This window comes from Streptomyces sp. NPDC097619, from assembly GCF_040302735.1.
Lineage (GTDB): Bacteria > Actinomycetota > Actinomycetes > Streptomycetales > Streptomycetaceae > Streptomyces.
This window is the reverse complement of sequence record NZ_JBEOSD010000016.1, coordinates 1-15,970: the sequence shown is the minus strand read 5'-3', so window position 1 is coordinate 15,970 and position 15,970 is coordinate 1. Positions and strand designations below refer to the sequence as shown.

At 70.9% G+C, this 15,970-nt stretch carries 17 protein-coding genes; 5 read left to right on the top strand and 12 right to left on the bottom strand.

Going from position 1 to position 15,970, the window contains the following annotated elements:
* Positions 1-41: 41 nt before the first annotated feature.
* From ABTZ17_RS06925 to ABTZ17_RS06915, 3 genes are all read right to left on the bottom strand, one after another.
* On the bottom strand, positions 42-2,447 hold the full coding sequence (locus ABTZ17_RS06925; protein WP_352194462.1) for a phage portal protein: 2,406 nt from the start codon (positions 2,445-2,447) through the stop codon (positions 42-44).
* Between the two features lies 1 nt (position 2,448).
* Positions 2,449-2,808 carry a hypothetical protein gene (locus ABTZ17_RS06920; protein ID WP_352194461.1) on the bottom strand — a complete coding sequence of 120 codons (360 nt, stop codon included), beginning with the start codon at positions 2,806-2,808 and terminating at the stop codon, positions 2,449-2,451.
* A 64-nt stretch (positions 2,809-2,872) separates the two neighbouring features.
* Entirely contained in the window at positions 2,873-3,328 is a 456-nt protein-coding gene (locus ABTZ17_RS06915; protein WP_502994611.1) for a hypothetical protein, read from the bottom strand.
* 208 nt (positions 3,329-3,536) lie between these two features.
* On the opposite strand from ABTZ17_RS06915, the gene ku reads away from it, so the two are divergent.
* Positions 3,537-4,358 (top strand): non-homologous end joining protein Ku, encoded by an 822-nt coding sequence (gene ku, locus ABTZ17_RS06910; RefSeq protein ID WP_352194459.1) that lies wholly within the window; start codon positions 3,537-3,539, stop codon positions 4,356-4,358.
* A 389-nt stretch (positions 4,359-4,747) separates the two neighbouring features.
* On the opposite strand, the gene ABTZ17_RS06905 is transcribed toward ku, so the two are convergent.
* A complete protein-coding gene (locus ABTZ17_RS06905; protein ID WP_352194458.1) occupies positions 4,748-5,935 on the bottom strand; it encodes a helix-turn-helix domain-containing protein in 1,188 nt (395 codons plus the stop codon).
* Between the two features lie 159 nt (positions 5,936-6,094).
* On the opposite strand from ABTZ17_RS06905, the gene ABTZ17_RS06900 reads away from it, so the two are divergent.
* Both ABTZ17_RS06900 and ABTZ17_RS06895 read left to right on the top strand, forming a co-directional pair.
* Positions 6,095-7,330, top strand: coding sequence for a hypothetical protein (locus tag ABTZ17_RS06900; protein ID WP_352194457.1), 1,236 nt, complete (start codon positions 6,095-6,097; stop codon positions 7,328-7,330).
* Between the two features lie 100 nt (positions 7,331-7,430).
* The gene (locus tag ABTZ17_RS06895) at positions 7,431-8,750 is read left to right on the top strand and encodes a UDP-glucose dehydrogenase family protein (protein ID WP_352194456.1); all 1,320 of its coding nucleotides are present in this window, start codon (positions 7,431-7,433) and stop codon (positions 8,748-8,750) included.
* 109 nt (positions 8,751-8,859) lie between these two features.
* Here the strand turns inward: ABTZ17_RS06895 and ABTZ17_RS06890 are convergent, their stop codons facing one another.
* From ABTZ17_RS06890 to ABTZ17_RS06855, 8 genes are all read right to left on the bottom strand, one after another.
* Complete coding sequence (locus ABTZ17_RS06890) at positions 8,860-9,417, bottom strand: hypothetical protein (protein WP_352194455.1); 558 nt, start codon at positions 9,415-9,417, stop codon at positions 8,860-8,862.
* 5 nt (positions 9,418-9,422) lie between these two features.
* Positions 9,423-10,022, bottom strand: coding sequence for a zinc metalloprotease (locus ABTZ17_RS06885; protein ID WP_352194454.1), 600 nt, complete (start codon positions 10,020-10,022; stop codon positions 9,423-9,425).
* 107 nt (positions 10,023-10,129) lie between these two features.
* Entirely contained in the window at positions 10,130-10,969 is an 840-nt protein-coding gene (locus ABTZ17_RS06880; RefSeq protein ID WP_352194453.1) for a Scr1 family TA system antitoxin-like transcriptional regulator, read from the bottom strand.
* Entirely contained in the window at positions 10,966-11,574 is a 609-nt protein-coding gene (locus tag ABTZ17_RS06875) for a hypothetical protein (RefSeq protein ID WP_352194452.1), read from the bottom strand. The genes ABTZ17_RS06880 and ABTZ17_RS06875 overlap by 4 nt, the downstream gene beginning before the upstream one ends.
* On the bottom strand, positions 11,571-12,203 hold the full coding sequence (locus ABTZ17_RS06870; protein ID WP_352194451.1) for a hypothetical protein: 633 nt from the start codon (positions 12,201-12,203) through the stop codon (positions 11,571-11,573). The genes ABTZ17_RS06875 and ABTZ17_RS06870 overlap by 4 nt, the downstream gene beginning before the upstream one ends.
* Positions 12,204-12,426: 223 nt before the next feature.
* Complete coding sequence (locus tag ABTZ17_RS06865; RefSeq protein WP_352194450.1) at positions 12,427-12,858, bottom strand: hypothetical protein; 432 nt, start codon at positions 12,856-12,858, stop codon at positions 12,427-12,429.
* A 341-nt stretch (positions 12,859-13,199) separates the two neighbouring features.
* Positions 13,200-13,769 carry a class I SAM-dependent methyltransferase gene (locus tag ABTZ17_RS06860; RefSeq protein WP_352194449.1) on the bottom strand — a complete coding sequence of 190 codons (570 nt, stop codon included), beginning with the start codon at positions 13,767-13,769 and terminating at the stop codon, positions 13,200-13,202.
* A 296-nt stretch (positions 13,770-14,065) separates the two neighbouring features.
* Entirely contained in the window at positions 14,066-14,554 is a 489-nt protein-coding gene (locus tag ABTZ17_RS06855; RefSeq protein WP_352194448.1) for a hypothetical protein, read from the bottom strand.
* A 377-nt stretch (positions 14,555-14,931) separates the two neighbouring features.
* Here ABTZ17_RS06855 and ABTZ17_RS06850 point away from each other — a divergent pair, with 377 nt between their 5' ends.
* The gene (locus tag ABTZ17_RS06850; RefSeq protein ID WP_352194447.1) at positions 14,932-15,801 is read left to right on the top strand and encodes a helix-turn-helix domain-containing protein; all 870 of its coding nucleotides are present in this window, start codon (positions 14,932-14,934) and stop codon (positions 15,799-15,801) included.
* 5 nt (positions 15,802-15,806) lie between these two features.
* Positions 15,807-15,970: DUF397 domain-containing protein (locus ABTZ17_RS06845; protein WP_352194516.1), on the top strand; the 164-nt coding region annotated here is incomplete at its 3' end.

Genomic DNA, 15,970 nt, shown 5'->3' with positions numbered 1-15,970 from the left:
CACCCGCAATGGCTAGTGTCGCGGGCACAGATTTGCGCCGGTCACACGCCTGCGGTGCGGTAGCGCAGACGGCAGCGGCAGTTCGCGGTCAGGTGCAGGGGGGCCAGCTGGTCGCCGGGGAACCGCAGAGGGAAGCCGTCCATGGTGAACGGCGCCCCGACCGGCAGCGTCGTCCCGTCCGTGGCCGCGTGCGCGGCCCGCACCCGGTCGTCCCGTCGCGTGATCCACATCCGCACCACGTCCGGACCGACTGCGGTGGCGGTGGCTTCGGCCGCCCCGTTCACCATGGCCACCGCCGCGGCCTCCGCCATCTGGGCCGCGGTGCGCGCCCCCAGGTCGGTGAACACCGCGCCAACGACGGCCACCAGGTCCTCAACGGAGTCGGCGACCGGCTCGGCTTGGGCAAGAAGGCGGGTGAGGCTGTCCAGCAGGCCGCGCGCACTCTCCTGGGCGGCCGTGATCGCGTCGAGGACCAAGGCGAGGGCCGCCCCGGGCGCCGAGCGAGGCGGGAGCGGGGCGCCGAGCGCCGAGGCGGTGGCGATGGCGGTCTCCTGGGCGATGCCGGTCAGTACGGGGACGAGCGCTTCGGCCATCTCGACCAACCACCGGCCGGTGCCCCCGATCCGGGCCACATCGAGAGGCTCGGCCCCGCCCCGGGTGTCGGACGGACCGTCCGCGGCCCAGAAACGGGTGTGCTTGCGCTGCTTGGGCGACCGCAGGCGGGCCGTGATGACGCCCTCCTGACGCTCGAACAGCGGCAACAGCGCAGCGGTCACCGCCGACCGGGCCCGGTCGAAATCACGATCGGTGACCTCATAGGTGGGCGCTGAATCGGGGAGGGCTTTCACCTCGACGCGGAGCGCCTGGGCAACGGCGGCCGCCGCCTCCCCGGGGCCGCGGTCCTCGCCCTGACGGGCGGCGTCGACTGCCGCGGCCGCCGCTGCGGGGGCGGCGCCTGCCTGTGTCTGGGCTGCTTCGACGGCGGCCGCGGCGATCCCAGCTTCGGGGGGCGGGCCGATATCGGCGCGGGCCTGTGCAACTGCTGCTGCTGCGTCGCCATCGGCATCGGACGCAGAGGGTGCGGCGGCGTTGGGGCCGGTGGGCGTCTGCCCCGGCGGCACGTTGGAGGCCCCGTCGGGCCCGGCGATACCCAGCGCGGCGGCATCCTCCGGTCGCGCGGGCACCGGGGCCTTCTGTGGGGAGATCCACAGGGCCCGGGTGTGGGGATTGTCGAAGGCGGGAAGGCCTGCGCGGCGCCTGTACTCGTCCAGCGTGATCAGGCCCGCGGTCCACTCCTCGCGGGCTTCGGCGCGGCGCATTCTGCGCGGCAGTTCGAGCGCCTCCACCGTGCTGGTGTCGAACCGGATCGCCCGGTCCACGCCGCCGAGGTCCGACGCGAAGGCGTTGGAGATCAGTTCCAGGTGCGGCAGTTCGGTGTGGATCCAGAAGCCGTACTCTTCCTGCTCCGCGTTGTCGAAGGTGCGCCCCGACGCGTTGCCGGTGACCGACTCCGGTACCCCGAAGGCCCCCAGAATCTCGACCTTCGCGTTCTGCGATGCGGCCTCGTAGGCCATCTCGCGAGGGCGGGCGGCCAGGTCGACGTAGTTCATGCCGCCGGGGCCGGAGCCGACGACGGACACGTGCCCGGCGTACTCCGAACCCGGCAGGAATCGGGACTCCAGCCGGTCCATCTCCCGCTCGCTCAACGAGGAGGTGTCTACGGCCACGATCCCGCCCGGCCTGCTGTCGTTCTTGATGAAGGCGACGTTGTACAGGCGGGACAGGTGGTCCAGCTCGATGCTGATTCCGGCCGCTTCCAGCGGGGTGACGCCGGAGAACGGGTCGGTGGGATGGGGGTCGCGGATCCAGCGGACCCGCTCGGGTTCGAGCTCGCGCACCTCCCCGTGCAGGGTGGTGAACTCGTAGTGAGCGATGTACTCGCCCCGCGGGTCCGGGACCGGTACGACGCGGTCGGGCGGCAGCAGGTCGAGCCGGGTGATGGTGCCCCGGTTCGACCTGGTGATCTCCACGAAAGCACCCCTCTTCGAAAGCAGGATCTGGGCACTCAGGCGCTTGCGGAACTGGGCACCGGTCTCGACCGGGTTGGCGCGGCCGTTGAGCACGCGCAGCAGCGGGTGGTCCTCGATGAGCTCCTCGAACTCACCGTCCTCGGTCAGCCCGACACCGATCTCCAGGGGTAGGCGTGCGGCGTGCTTGCCCATGGTGTCGATCGCCTTGTACACCCAGACGACCCGCTCATAGCCCTCCGATACGACGCGGCCGACATCCCAGCCGTCCGCGCGGCCCTCCGTTGACCAGATGTTGGAGGTGCCCGCGTAGCTGGTCGAGGTGTAGCCCCCGCTCCACGTGACGGCTTTCGACTCGGGCGCCTGCCGCGAGGGCCGGCCCAGGGAACGGAGAGCGGGGAGCCATCGCCGCCGGGCCACTTCAGGCCTCCTCACCGCTCAGGAAGACCCCGAGGGCGAGCAGCAGGCCGAACAGCAGCGTCCAGGGCGTGAGGTACACCGCGATGCCGACGAAGATCCAGCTCCCGACGGCCAGGGCACCGAATCCGCCGATCAGCCGGATGGCCGGATGCAGCGGTGGCCTGATGGAAAGAACACCGATCCCACCAACGGTGAGGATGACCCCGGCCAGGGCGAGCGCGGCCAGAGGCACGGTGACGTAGAGGGCCCCGAGCAGGCCGACGGTTCCGGTGCTGACCAGTAGGAGTCCGGCGATGTCGCGGACGATGCGACGTCGGGGCGGCTGGTGGCCGAGGTACGGAGGCAGCGTTGGGAGGTTCACGCGGCGGACCGTACGGACTCGGCGAGGTAGCGTCTCGGCCCGCCCGGCGGGGCTGCGGAGCGGGTCATCGGACGGGCCGGGACACGCCGGTCACGTATGCGCTGATGCCTCGGCGCTGGATCCGGCCGCCGGGGATGAGTCGTGCGGTCGCAGACAGCGGGGGGATCTTGCGCTTCGCGCGCACAGACTGGTCGCCGCCGATGAGGTGCCGGTTGTCGATCTGCGCTGCGCAGTCGGTCCCCACGATGTCCTCGAAGGGGCGGCGGCAGTTGCGGCAGTAGACCTCCAGTGCGTCGACCCGCATACCCGCCACCGTGGTGATCGAGCCGCGGACCTCGGCCAGTTTCGCGGTTCGCTCCTCGACCTTGATCTCGGCAGCGATGATCCAGACGTGCGCAAGCGACTGCTCAGGCTCTTGATCCGCCGATGGTGGGGTGGTGTCGGAGGGGCGCTTGAAGAGGTCCGAGAAGGCTTCGAAGAAGAGCTGGTCTTCGCTGACTACGGGGGTCGGCACAGGCATCCTCCAGCGGCGAGACGGTCGACGTGGCCGCTGTCCATCACCCGGCCGCCTGTATTGACGGAGTGACGGCCTCAGGTGTTACACCCTCCGACAGCATTCCGTCACGGAGCGGGGACGCTGATTGCCTCAGGGTGGGCCCGGCCCTCCCCGGGGCCGATGCGACCAGCACGTGGGACGCTGGAGAGGGGCAAGGCGTACGGAGGTCGAAATGCGGCCCTTGTGGGGCGGCGCGATCAGTTTTGGGCTGGTCAGCATCCCGATCCAGCTCGTGGCGGCCACCGAGGACCGGTCCGTCGCGTTCCGGCAGATCCACACCACGGATGGCGGCCGGGTCCGCAACCGCAAGGTGTGCGACCTGGACGGCGAGGTCCTGGACGAGCCCCAGATCGGCCGTGCCTACGAGACCGCCACCGGCACTCTGGTCCCCGTCACGGACACAGATCTGGACGACCTGCCGCTGCCCACGGCGAAGACGATCGAGTTGCTGGGGTTCGTTCCGGTGGCGTCGATCGACCCCATGGCGCTGGCGGCCTCCTACTACGTCACCGCGCACGGGCCCGCGGCCGCCAAGCCCTACACCCTCCTCCGTATGGCTCTGGATCGCGCCGGACAGGTCGCCGTCGCCAAGGTGGCATTCCGCGGCCGGGAGCGGCTGGGGCTGCTCCGCACCCTCGGGGACGTGATGGTCTTCCACGCGATGCGCTGGCCGGACGAGCTGCGCCCGGCCTCGGGGGTGCCGGTGCCCGCGGTGGTGGTGGAGGAGTCGGAGGTGCAGGCGGCCGTGGACCTGGCGGCCGCGATGTCCGGACGCCCGATGGACGAGTTCCGCGACACCTACCGCGAGGCCGTGGAGGCGATGCTCGCCGCGAAGGAGACCGGGGAGCGGGCCCCGGCCGCGGAGGAGCCCGCGCCGGGCCAGGTGGTGGACCTGATGGCCGCACTGGAAGCGTCCGTCCGTGACGCACAGGCGGCCCGGGGCGAGAGCACCGATGGCGGCAGGAAGAAGAAGGCCCGGCGCCGGACGGCCTGACCGTGTGCGTCAGGACCGGGCCGTGAACGGCCGAGGCCCCTCCGAAGAGGGGCCCTCAGCACCGCGTGGGCGGAGCACGTGATGCAGGGGGCCCTGCATCGCAGCACGCCACGGTGCAGCCCCGCGTAGGCGGAGCACAGCCGATCCGGCGTGGCCTTCACCGTACCGCGCTGTGTGGCGGTGGAGAGCCCGTACGCACAGATACCTGCGGGCCCAGGAAGCGACCGCCGGGGCCCGCCCGGGGCCTTGGCTGCCGGGCAGGGCAGATGCGCGGCCGGTGGGTCAGCAGGAGAGGACGATGTGGTTGTCCGCCTTGGTGATCACGTGTCCTGCGGGGAGGTCGCCGGTGGGGTGGATGGACAGGCGGGGGACGGCGCGGACCTGTTCTCTCAGGCTGTCAGGCCGATGCGTTCGGCGAACACCCGTAGGCCCGGAACCTCTCCGTTCGCAGTCAGCAGCTCGTTCGTGAGGGAGCGGACCTTGGGGCGGCGGGCTTCCTGGGGGGCGTGGCGTTCGAGGGTGCGCAGGGCCCGGAAGGCGCGGACGGGTTCGTCGAGGTCGAGGAGAACCCGTGTGAGGTCCATGCAGACGCGGGCGCGGCGTTCCGCGTTCGGCAGGGTGCGCAGGTCGATTCCGCGGGCGTGGGTGAGGGCTTGTTCGTCTTCGCCGAGAGCGTGGTGGACGGAGATGCGGAATCCCGACGCCTGGGCGGGTCCGAAGACGCCGGGGATGTAGAGGCGCTGGGCGTCGAGGGTGGGGCGGGCGGCGAGTTCCTCCGCCTCCTCCATGAGGGCGAGGGCCTGGCCTTTGGAGCGGGTCTGTGCGGCCGTGTAGGCGGCGGTGAGGAGCAGGGAGCCGCGCATCGCGAGCTGGTCGGCCTGGTCTCCCAGGCGTCCGGCCGCGGTGCGCAGATGGGTGAGGGAGGCTTCGTACCTGCCGTAGCGGCGCATGGTGATGGCCATGGCGTGGTCGGCTTCGGCCATGACGACGGGGTTGCCGCTCTGCTCCGCGCGGGCGCGGGCCCGGTCTGCGGCGACCCACGCGTAGCCCTCGTACCCCTTCAGGGCGAGTTGCGCGAGGAGGACGTGGGCGCGGGCGGCGATGTCGTGGGCGCGGGATGCCTGGGCGCCGGCGATCAGGCCCGGTAGGTGGTGTGCGAGGCGGGCGTAGTCGGCTGCGTGGAAGTGGGCGCGTGCCCGTGTCAGCGCTTCGGCCAGGGTGGTGCGGGGGAGCGGAGGGGAGTCGGGGAGGGCGAAGAGGGCTCGTTCCACGGCCGCTTCGGGCCCGGGGGTGGTGGCGGCCGCGGGTGTGGCGGGGAGGGCGAGAGCGGCCCCCAGTCCGAGTCCGAGTCCCAGCGCTTCGCGTCGTCGCACATCCGCCCCTTCGTCCAGGTCTTGGGTAGGCACCCCCAGCAGATCACAGATGCGGTTCACCGTGGCCGGGTCCGCGAGGATCCTCCCGCTCTCCATTCGCGACACCCAGGAGGCGGAGTAGCCGATGGCGGCTCCGACCCGTGCCTGGCTCCACCCCTTGAGTACCCGCGCCCGGCGCAGGATCACGTACCACTGCGTGTCCATGCACAGATTGTGCCGACTGCCGCACACCCTGTGCAGGCCCTTCGCCGGACGTACCGCGGGCCTTCGGCGCGCCGTTGACTGGTCGCACTCCGCCCCGGGGACCGGCCCGGTCCCGAAAAGGAATGGCGGGCGGATCCCACCCCGTTGAGGAGGACTTCCATGTTGTTGCCCTTCCCCGTCATCGACTCGCTGACCGGCGATCAGGTCGACCTGTGGGAGCAGCACTTCCAGGGTGAGCGCGACGGGCTCCGGCCCTCCGTCGAACACGGCATCTGGCGCCGCACCCAGGACCCCCGCAACCGTGCGCAGTCCGGATGGAGCGAGGACGAGTCCGGCCGCCGCCGGATCGTGCACTACTCGCTGCACTACGGGCTGGACCGCACCCAGCCCGTCGCCCGCATCACCCTGGACGAGCTGTACCTGTTCGTGTCCCTGCTGGCCCCTGTGGAGGAGATCGCCGCCTACCGCGAGAGCCTGGACGGCTGGCTGGAGACCGGCCGGTGGCGTCCGGTCACGGAGGGCTCCTGGCGGCGCGGGGACCTGCGGGTGTGCGTCACGGAGCACGACGAACACCCGCAGGACGCCCGCGCGGGCCGGGACACCCCGACCGGGTTCCGGTCGCTGGACGTGGTGGTCACCTCCGAGGACTACCGGATCGCACGTCCCGTGCGGAACCTGCCCTGGGACGTGCTGGCGGGCGGGATGCGGGTGAAGGAGGAGCGGGGCAACCCCGACTACGCCGATGACCTCTCCGCCCTCCTGGACCACCTTCCCTTCGCGGTGGAGGCCGGGTGCGGAACCAGCATCGAGGCGGGCGTGCCGCCGCTGCACTTCCTCCACGAGGTCTACCGGGTCACCGCCCGAGCCGACGACGCACTCACCCAGAGCCACGCCTTCACCCTCTCCCCGTCCGCCGACATCCTCGTCAAGGAGGTCCTCACCGACACCGACCGCAAGATCGGCGACATGACGGCGATGTTCAAGGCCGCGTTCACCGCACGGCCCACGGCCGCCCACCGGGCCCTGAAGGCCATGCACGCCGCCGGCCACATGGTCGGCACCGTCGCCAACCACAACTTCGACCGGCTCTTCGCCCGTGCCGGTCTGCCGGAGACGCCCATGCGCCGCTACGACCAGCGCATCCCGCACTGGCCGATCCCCGGCGAGGCCAGGTCCGTCCTCGTCATCGGCCTCCACGCCGACCGACGCGCCGTACAGGAGCGCGCCAGGAAACAGGGCCTGAAGGTGATCTACCTCGACACCGAGGGCGTCACCGACAACGGCCGCTACAAGCCGTACCCCGTCGAGGGAGCCCGCGAGGGTGACATCGTGGTCCGCCGCGAAGCCGCCCCCGCCCTGGTGGAACTCGCCGATCTCCTGGGCATCTGCCTCTGAGCCCCGTCAACCGCGCCCGCACGATGGGGCCGCGGCGATAGCGTCGTGGGGCCGCCCCCGCCATCCGGGCGCGGCCCCACGATCCCAACGAAGGACGAGCATGCGCGTATCCGTGATCGGCTGCGGCCACCTCGGCATCCCTCACGCGGCCGCGATGGCTGAGATCGGCCATGAGGTCATCGGCGTCGACACCGACCAGGCCAAGGTAGACAGCCTCAACGCCGGCCAGTGCCCCATCTTCGAGGAGGGCCTGCCCGAACTCCTCGCCCGCCACACCGCAAGCGGCCGCCTGCGCTTCACCACCAGCGCCCAGGAGGCCGCCGAGTTCGCCGAGCTCCACTTCCTCGGAGTCGGCACCCCCATCGACGCGGACGGCCGCTCCTACGACACCGGCCAGGTCTTCGGCGCCGTACGGCAACTCGCACCCCACCTGACCGGCCCGTGCACCATCGTCGGCAAATCCACCGTCACCGCGGGCACCACCAGCCGACTCACCGAACTCGCCCAACGCCTGGCCCCCGCCGGCGACCGCGTCGACGTGGTGTGGAACCCGGAATTCCTGCGCGAAGGGCACGCCGTCGAGGACAGCCTGCGCCCGGACCGGCTCGTCGCCGGGCTGACGACCGCGTCGGCTGAGAAGGCCGTCCGGGAGGTGTACGCCCCGCTGCTGGCCGACGGGGTGCCGCTGTTCGTGACCTCGCCCGAGACCGCGGAACTCGCCAAGGGCGCCGCGAACACGTTCCTCGGGCTGAAGATCTCCTTCGTCAACGCCGTCGCCGACATGTGCCAGGCAGCGGGCGCCGACGTGACCGAGCTTGTGGAGATCCTCGGGATCGACGCCCGGATCGGACGCGGAAGCATGTCCCCGGGCATCGGCTACGGCGGCGGCTGCCTCCCCAAGGACGTACGGGCCTTCACCGCATCCGCCCGGGATCTCGGCGCCGAAGCGGCGGCCCGCCTGCTCCGCGCCGCCGAGGAGATCAACGAGGCCCGTGTGCCCGTCGCCTTGGCCCTGGTGGCGGACGCCCTGGGCCGGCCGCTCAAGGGCGCGACCCTGACGGTGTGGGGGGCGGCCTTCAAGCCGGGGACGAACGACGTCCGCGAGTCCCCCGCCCTCGCCCTGGCGCAGGCATTGCGGAAGGCAGGGGCCCGCGTGACGGTCCATGACCCCCAGGCCACCGCCACCGCGATGCGCCGCAGTCCCGAGCTGGAATACACCGACGACCTCCATGCCTCGCTGACCGGCGCCGACGCCGTGGTCCTGGCCACCGAATGGCCCGAGTACCGCCAGGCCGACCCCGCGGCCCTCGCCTCCCGCCCGGTACGGCCCGTGATGGTCGACTGCCGCACCACCCTGGACGCCGACCGCTGGCGTACGGCCGGCTGGACTGTCCACCAGATCGGACGCCCGACCCGGTAGCCGGGGCCGCGCCCACCGAACGCACCTGCCCGGCCCCCGAAATGCGGAGGGCCGGGCAGAGCCGGTCATGGACCGGACGCGGGGCTGATGCCCGAACGGGTGAGGGTGGTCAGGACTCTTCCCCGCCCGTGGTCTCTTCGGTGTCCGGCGCGCACTCGCCCTGCTGGGCGTTCTGCGCCTTGGCGTTGGCCCAGTACGAGGCGAGGTCTTCGTCGGTGGACACCTCGGGCCGCTGGAGGGAGAACAGGGCGGCACCGGATTCGGGGGTGGCGCTCTGGATGCCGACCACGAACTGCCGGCCGGGCACGAAGGTGGCCTGACGGGGGTTCGCGGGCACGCTCACCGGCCCGCCGGGCCCGTCGGCGCCCTGGACCAGTTCCATCCGAGCGGGGAGGGCGCTTCCCGTCAGGGTCCGGTCGATCCTGACGCTGAACGTCTGGGTGCCGATGGCCAGCCCGTCGGGGTCCGGCGTGTACGAGCCGCGGTCCAGGACCGTGACCAGCGCCATGTTGGGGCTGTTGGTCGCGGCGACGGGGTCGGTGGAGAAGTCCGGCCCGCACAGGTACTCCGTCACCACGGGGCCGCTCTGGCTGACCGCGTACGCGCCCATGCTTCCGGCCACGATCACCGCGGCCGTCGCGGCGGTGAGGATGCTGCGCTTCTTCATGATCATCAGCCCCAGAGCCGCTTGTAGTTTGCCTTGTCCACGTCGGGGACCCAGGTGATCTGTGTGGGGGACCTCCTCCACATCAGGCTCGCCACACGGTCGCTCTTGTGGCAGAGACCGAGGGAATGGCCGCCCTCGTGCAGGAACACGTAGCGGCGCCAGTCCCGCTGCGTGTAGGGCCAGGCGTTGAGCTTCTGGCGGTTCATGCGCAGGGTGTCGGTGGCCGCCCAGCCGCCGTCCCAGGTGTAGTTCCCCAGGGGCGCGTCCGCGCTGGTCCCGAGGTTGGCGTCGATGATCTTCAGGTCGTTGGACGTGGTGACCGTGTCGGGCCGGTACTTGATCGGCCCGACCGCGTTCCACGTCGCCATGCCGTGGTTGCGGGCGTCGTCGTAGACGGTGCCGTCGGTGTAGCGGATCTCGCCCGAGTCGACCGCGTTGTTCCTGGATCGGGACTCGGGCCCCTCACCGGCGATACACGCGGCCGGTGTGGCCGCCGCATCGTCGGCCAGGGCCGCGTACGCGACGTTGCTCTGCGCCGAGCCCAGCAGGGCGGCGAGGGCAAACGCCGTGGTGGGCAGCAACTGCCGTAAGAACCTTCTTCGCATGGTGCTCCTCATCCTTCTACGTCGCCCGGGACTGCGGGCGTGGATTCCCCACGGGGTCCCCCGTGTGGGTGCTCTGGGATGGTGCCGACGGGGCGGGGCCCAGGAGGTCAGGAGGTCCTCGCCTCTGCCTTGGCCACGATCGTGAACCGTTGGGCGACGGACTTGAGGTGTGACAGGGAGTGGTCGGCGCTGTCGGCGCAGTCGTTGACGAGGTACCGTGCGCCGAATGCCGGGGCGTAGGGCGGCAGGCGGTAGGCCACGCTTGCACCGTGGACCTCCTCGACCACGAGCCGATCCCCTTCACCCATGTGCAGCTCCTGTGTGGTGGGGCGGGGGAGCATGGTGTCGTCCGGGTAGAGGTGCAAGGTGAGCCGGCCTGCGTGGATCAGCTCCACGAGGTATCGAAGCTGTTCTGCCAGGACGGGGTAGCCGGGCCACCGGTTGGTGAGGAAGCTCTCCGCCATGTACAGGACGACGGGCGCCTTGGGGAGCGGCCGTTGCGGCAGGCAGGCGCCGTTCTCGTGGGCGATGGTGGAGTAGTCGGCGGTTTGCAGGTTCGGCGGTAGGAGGGAGTCGCTGACAATGATGATCTTCTTGGCGTTGGACTCCACCGCGGTGAGCCGGTCGTTGATCTCGAAGGCTTCGCCCATCACGTCGATGAACAGGTCGTCGCGATACGACGGCCCGGTGAGGACCTTGAATTCGTGCCGGTCCCGGACGGTGCGCCCGCGCTTCCGGCAGGCCGTCAGAAAGGCGTGCACGTCCGCGGGCTTGGGGTGGGTCTTCCCACACTCCCAGCGGGACACCGTCGCCACGTCCTTGTCGATCCGCTCGCTCACGTCCAGGAGGGTCATCTCCGCTTTCGTGCGGGCGTTGCGCAGGTAGGCGCCCAGGACGTAGTTCATGGCGGTGCGGCGGACGGCGGTACCGGCTTCGGTCTGGGTCACAGGACTTCCTCGTGCAGGGGGCGGTCGGGGACGGAGGGCACCGAGTCCCAGAGGCGGCGGATGAGCTGGTGGGCGACGGTGCGGCGTATGCGCATGGGGTCGGTGAAGGGCACGTCCTCGTCGGTGCGGGTGCCGTCGGGGTGGTGGACGGTGCCGCGGACGCCCCACCGGTCCGATCGGCGTACCCGAACGGCGGTGTGGCCCTGGCCCAGCTCGGGGCAGAGGGCGAGGGCGCGGTCTGCGTGGGGGCGGCATATCGGGGGGATGGTGGTGAGGGCGTCCCGACCCGAGGTGAAGGCTTCGGTGGCGGGCAGCAGCCAGAGCATCCCGGCCTCGGTGCGGTCCGGCTCTCGGCCGCAGTGGGCGCACAGCAGCCGATCCAGGAGTTCGCGCTGCCGTTCGTCGTCGAAGCGGTTCCACAGGACCGGGCCGGTGTCGGGGCCGGTCCACGGGCGCCACAGGATGCCGTCCTCGTCCACCTGGTCCGCGCGGCGGCCGCCGGGGAAGCGCACACCTTCCGGTCCGAGGACCACGTGCTCGGTGCGGGGCCGGCGGTCGGTCCGGGCGAGGACCCCGGGGACGCTCCGGAGCGTGGTGGTGATCATCCGGCGAGGTCCAGGGTGCTTCTGGCGGCGGAGGGGCGGCGTATGAAGCGGGGGCCGCGTGGGTCGATGGAGGGCAGCGGTTCCAGGTAGCGGTCGGCGACCAGGGTCTCCACGGCCAGCCACAGCACCTTGAGGTCCTGGCAGTCCACGGCTTCTGCGAGGGTGGTCAGGCAGTGCTGGTAGCCGGGGGGCTGACGGGCGAAGGCCCGCAGGACATCCGGCATGAGGGCCGTGGCCTGCCGGTGCCGACGGTCCTTGGGCGGCGCGGGGGCCGGGCGTGCGCAGCGCGGCCGGTAGCCGTGGGGGACGGGCAGGGTACGGGGCCACCGGTACGAGAACTGCGAGCAGACCCCCTCGAAGAGCTGGCGCCGGTCCACGAGCAGGTTCAGGGCCATCACGGTCTGCGCGAGGTGGGTCGGGGCGATCCCGCAGGCGACGGCGATCCGGCGGGGCGCGAGCCACTGACGCTCGTTCTTCCGCAGGTGCGCCTGCACGAGGTGTATCAGGTGCTCGCCCGCCATGAGCGCGGTGTCCGCGGCGTCCTTCGGGCCGAGGGCGCGGACCATCGCCGCCATGTGTTCCTCGGGGTCGCCCGTCCACCGGCCTTTCATGCGGTCGAAGAGCGTCAAGGCAGGACTCCGATCGAAGGAAGACAGGGAGGAAAGGGGGCCGGCCGCCCCAGGGGGAGGGGCGGCCGGGGCGCCGCGGGCGCGTGCGGGGGGTTGCACGCGGGCGGCGCCGATCCTTCCCCCAGGCCTGGCCGGCCGGAGAGAGGTGGCCGGGAGTGCCTCGGGGGAGGACCCCGTTCTACGCCGCCCTCGGGACAGGGCGGCGGGTCAGAGGGGCCAGGGGTCAGGTGGTCGGGGTGGCCAGGCCGGGCGGCATCATGCCGAGGCAGATGGAGGACCGGGTCAACTCGGCCACCGCGCCGGCGACCACGCCCATGTTCTCGGCGAGCGAGTCCAGCGACGGAATCAGCAGGCAGTTCACGGCCAGTTCCCTGGCCTCGCCGCAGGCGTCCGCGAAGGATCCGCCGGCTCGCACGTGGGCGACCTCGTAGTCCCACCGGGCTTCCGGCCCACCCAGGGCGGCGGGGGCGATGTCCTGCGCGGCGGGCATCGTCCAGCCGTCGGGGACGAACACCATCACGCGAACCTTGTCGGGAAGCTGTTCCAGCAGCTTCTGGCCGTGGTGGCGGATGACCGAAGCCAGCTCGTCGTAGCCCGGCCGCATCAGCGCCCGAGGCCGCTGCCCAGGACCCGCCTGTTGTTCCTGCGTCGTCATCTTCCGACCTCCGTCGCCGTCCACAACACCGCCATCAATCCGAGAGCAGGTGTGCGCCACAGGCGCCTGTGGCGCACACCTCATACCGCCCGACCGTGGTTTCCCACGGAGGGCGGCGTCCCCTGGCCAAGTCGAGGAAGTCCAGGGGAAGTCCGACCGGGTGCCGTCTCGGTCCTGCACCGAGACGGCACCCGGGAGCCGCAGGCCCCGCCGCACTCGGGCGCGCGGGACAGGGCACCGGGCTCGCCCGGCGGACCGGCCGGCCGCCGGGAACACCCGCGTTCGTGAGCAACCACCACGAAGCCACAGACGCGGGAGTCACAGCACGCACGCGGGATCCTTCACATGCCGTACCCGGACAGCACGATCCCCGTCCGGACACCCGCGGGCCACGTCTCCGCGTGCCCCCATCCCCGGCGCATCTCGAACAGCTCGTCGTTCGACAGGGCCGGGAACGGCCGGTGCACGTTCACTCCCGGCACGGAAACCTCCGTCAGCACGTACACCTGCCCCCCGGGGGTGAGGAGCGGCCCCAGACGCGGCAGCAGGTCCCGCCAGTCCATCGACGCCAGCGAGTCCCGGAACGTGATCAGGTCCACCGATCGGGGTGTGATGTCCGCCGGTACGTCGTGCCCTGAGCTCCACACCGCGAAGGCCGGCCGTTCGTACAGCGTCGGCGTCGCCTTCGCCCGATCGATCGTCCGCGGCGCCCAGTCGTAGCCGGTCACCTTCATCCCGAGCCTGGCCAGCTCGTGCGTCCAGGACCCGTTCCCGCAGCCGATGTCCAGCACCCGGGCCCCCGGCGCCAACGGCACCCGCCGCCGGAACTCCGCCATCTCCGTCTCTCCGACGCACCGGCCCGTCACGCGCTCGTTCCAGCGCTCCCAGTCGGCCACCGTCGTCAAGCTCACCGCGACCCCCGTCCGGGCTCGAAGAACCGCGCCACCCGGTACGACGGCCTCGCGCACGAGTTCCGCGGCACCCCCGACGAGGCGAACAGGTCCAGGCCCTCGACGCTGGGGAGCGCGGGTGTCACCGGCAGCGCCGCGCCCTTCTCCCGCACCGGCAGGTTCACCCGGACTGCGCCGCCACCATCGGTACCACCAGGAACAGCGCCCCGGCCACGATCAGCGCTTGAAGCGCCCACTGCCTCCATCCCCATCCTCTCCTGTCCATCCACGTCTTCAGGGCCCGTAAGCCGTCCACCTCAGTCACGCTCCGGGTTCGCCAGGAGCACCATCACGCCGAGCCCGCCCCAGTAGCGCAGCTCCCTCTCGTACAGGTCGTCGCGGTCGCTGATGTGCGCCCGCCCCTCCACCACCAGGCCGTGGCAATCTCCGCCCGTGATCATGCGGCGTACTACCTCGTAACCCGGCCGAAGCAGAGGCTCCGGCGTACCGGTCACGTCCCAGGAGCGATGGACCACCGCATGGCCCAGGCCCTCGGCAAATGCGGTCGCGATGTCCAGCGGCACCGACGGCGGGTTCTCCTGGTCCACCAGGGCGTACGCCATCAGCCGCAGGCGTCTTCGGGCCGGACCGGTCAGGTCCATCGCTCCACCCATCGGCCGGACATCTCCGATCCGCTGGTTGAAGTCCTTCCGCATCTGCTGCAGCCGGGCCCCCGGTCTCCGCGGCGCCGGAGGCGCGGAACCGAAGAGGCCGTACAGCTCGTTGTCGCGATCCATCCAGTCCACAGCGGTCCCTTCCACGACGAGGGGGGTGGGGAGCAGGGCAGACGCTGCGGATGCGCGGCCTCGACCCTGCTCCCCCAGGGGGGGGTGTGGCCGCTGCCGTGGACTGGCAACCGGCGACACAACTACCCTCGTACCGAGCCGATTCGGGGCGCAATCCAAATCCGGATTTGATTGTGTGCCGGGCCGGAATTGGTATATGCAAGGATGCGAACCAACGGCAACTTGCCGTGCACCGAAGCCTGTTGAAGGTGAACCGTCGAATCTGCGGCTCGCACCGGCGGCTCTTCGAGGCGAACCGGGGGAGTCTCGACACGAACCGGGGTATCCACCAGACAGGCCGGCGCCCAGGGCAGGACAACCGAGAGGGAGGTATCGGCATGGCGGCGAACGTGGGGTCCACGTTCCTTCGGATCGTGCTGGGCGCAGAGCTCGCCCGGCTACGCGATCAAGCCGGTCTGACGGGCGAGGCAGCGGCCAGGCACGCGGGCTGCTCCCCGACCACGATCAGCAGCGTGGAGCAGGGCAAGACCGGCTTCCGCCGCATAGAACACCTCGCGAGGCTCACCGACGCCTACGGTGTGGACGAAGAGGGCCAGGCATGGCTCATGGACATGCACCGGCAGTCCAAGGGTGACGACTGGTGGAGCACCGGCCTCTCCACGATGCCCTCGGGTATGAACCTCTTCCTGGCCATGGAGTCGGGCGCCAAGACGGTGGATGCCTGGTGCCCCGGTGTCGTGAACGGCCTCATCCAGACCAAGGAGTACGCACACGCCCTGATCAGCAAGGCGAAGTTCGCCAACGACACCACCGACGCGTTCGTGGAGAACGCCGTCGAGATCCGCATGACCCGGCAGAAGCGCATCACCGAACAGGGCATGAAGCTGAACTGCGTGATGGACGAGTCGGCGCTGACCAACATGGTCGGCAGCAGCAAAACCCTGCGCGACCAGTTCGACTACATCATCGAGCTGATGACCAAGCATCCGAACGTGACCGTGCAGATCATTCCCAAGGCTGCCAACACGTACCGGCTGACCGGCGGGGATTTCTACATCCTCGGGTTCGACCCCAAGCAGCTCCCGACGCCGATCGTCGCCAGCGGGACGGTGGACGGGACCACCCGGGTCTCGTCCAAGGAGCGGCAGGCGAACCAGTTCGCGCGCCGATTCGAAGAACTCGTTCGAGGTGCACTGCCGGCCCACGAAACCCCGAAGTTCCTCCAACGACTGAAGAAAGAGGTCTAGACAGCATGAGCACCACCAACGGACGCGAGCACGGCCAGTGGTTCAAGTCCTCGTACAGCGGCAACCCCAGTAGCGAGTGCGTCGAGGCGTGCCCGCAGCCGGGCGCGGTCTTCATCCGCGACTCCAAGCAGCTCGACCAGGCCGACGGGTACACCGTCCTGTCGTTCTC

What these genes read in the sequence shown, in the direction of transcription:
- ABTZ17_RS06915 (WP_502994611.1), bottom strand. Translation starts at nt 3,328, where the DNA reads ATGCCTGTGCCGACCCCCGTAGTCAGCGAAGACCAGCTCTTCTTCGAA.
- ku (WP_352194459.1), top strand. Translation starts at nt 3,537, where the DNA reads ATGCGGCCCTTGTGGGGCGGCGCGATCAGTTTTGGGCTGGTCAGCATC.
- ABTZ17_RS06905 (WP_352194458.1), bottom strand. Translation starts at nt 5,935, where the DNA reads ATGGACACGCAGTGGTACGTGATCCTGCGCCGGGCGCGGGTACTCAAG.
- ABTZ17_RS06900 (WP_352194457.1), top strand. Translation starts at nt 6,095, where the DNA reads ATGTTGTTGCCCTTCCCCGTCATCGACTCGCTGACCGGCGATCAGGTC.
- ABTZ17_RS06895 (WP_352194456.1), top strand. Translation starts at nt 7,431, where the DNA reads ATGCGCGTATCCGTGATCGGCTGCGGCCACCTCGGCATCCCTCACGCG.
- ABTZ17_RS06890 (WP_352194455.1), bottom strand. Translation starts at nt 9,417, where the DNA reads ATGAAGAAGCGCAGCATCCTCACCGCCGCGACGGCCGCGGTGATCGTG.
- ABTZ17_RS06885 (WP_352194454.1), bottom strand. Translation starts at nt 10,022, where the DNA reads ATGCGAAGAAGGTTCTTACGGCAGTTGCTGCCCACCACGGCGTTTGCC.
- ABTZ17_RS06875 (WP_352194452.1), bottom strand. Translation starts at nt 11,574, where the DNA reads ATGATCACCACCACGCTCCGGAGCGTCCCCGGGGTCCTCGCCCGGACC.
- ABTZ17_RS06865 (WP_352194450.1), bottom strand. Translation starts at nt 12,858, where the DNA reads ATGACGACGCAGGAACAACAGGCGGGTCCTGGGCAGCGGCCTCGGGCG.
- ABTZ17_RS06850 (WP_352194447.1), top strand. Translation starts at nt 14,932, where the DNA reads ATGGCGGCGAACGTGGGGTCCACGTTCCTTCGGATCGTGCTGGGCGCA.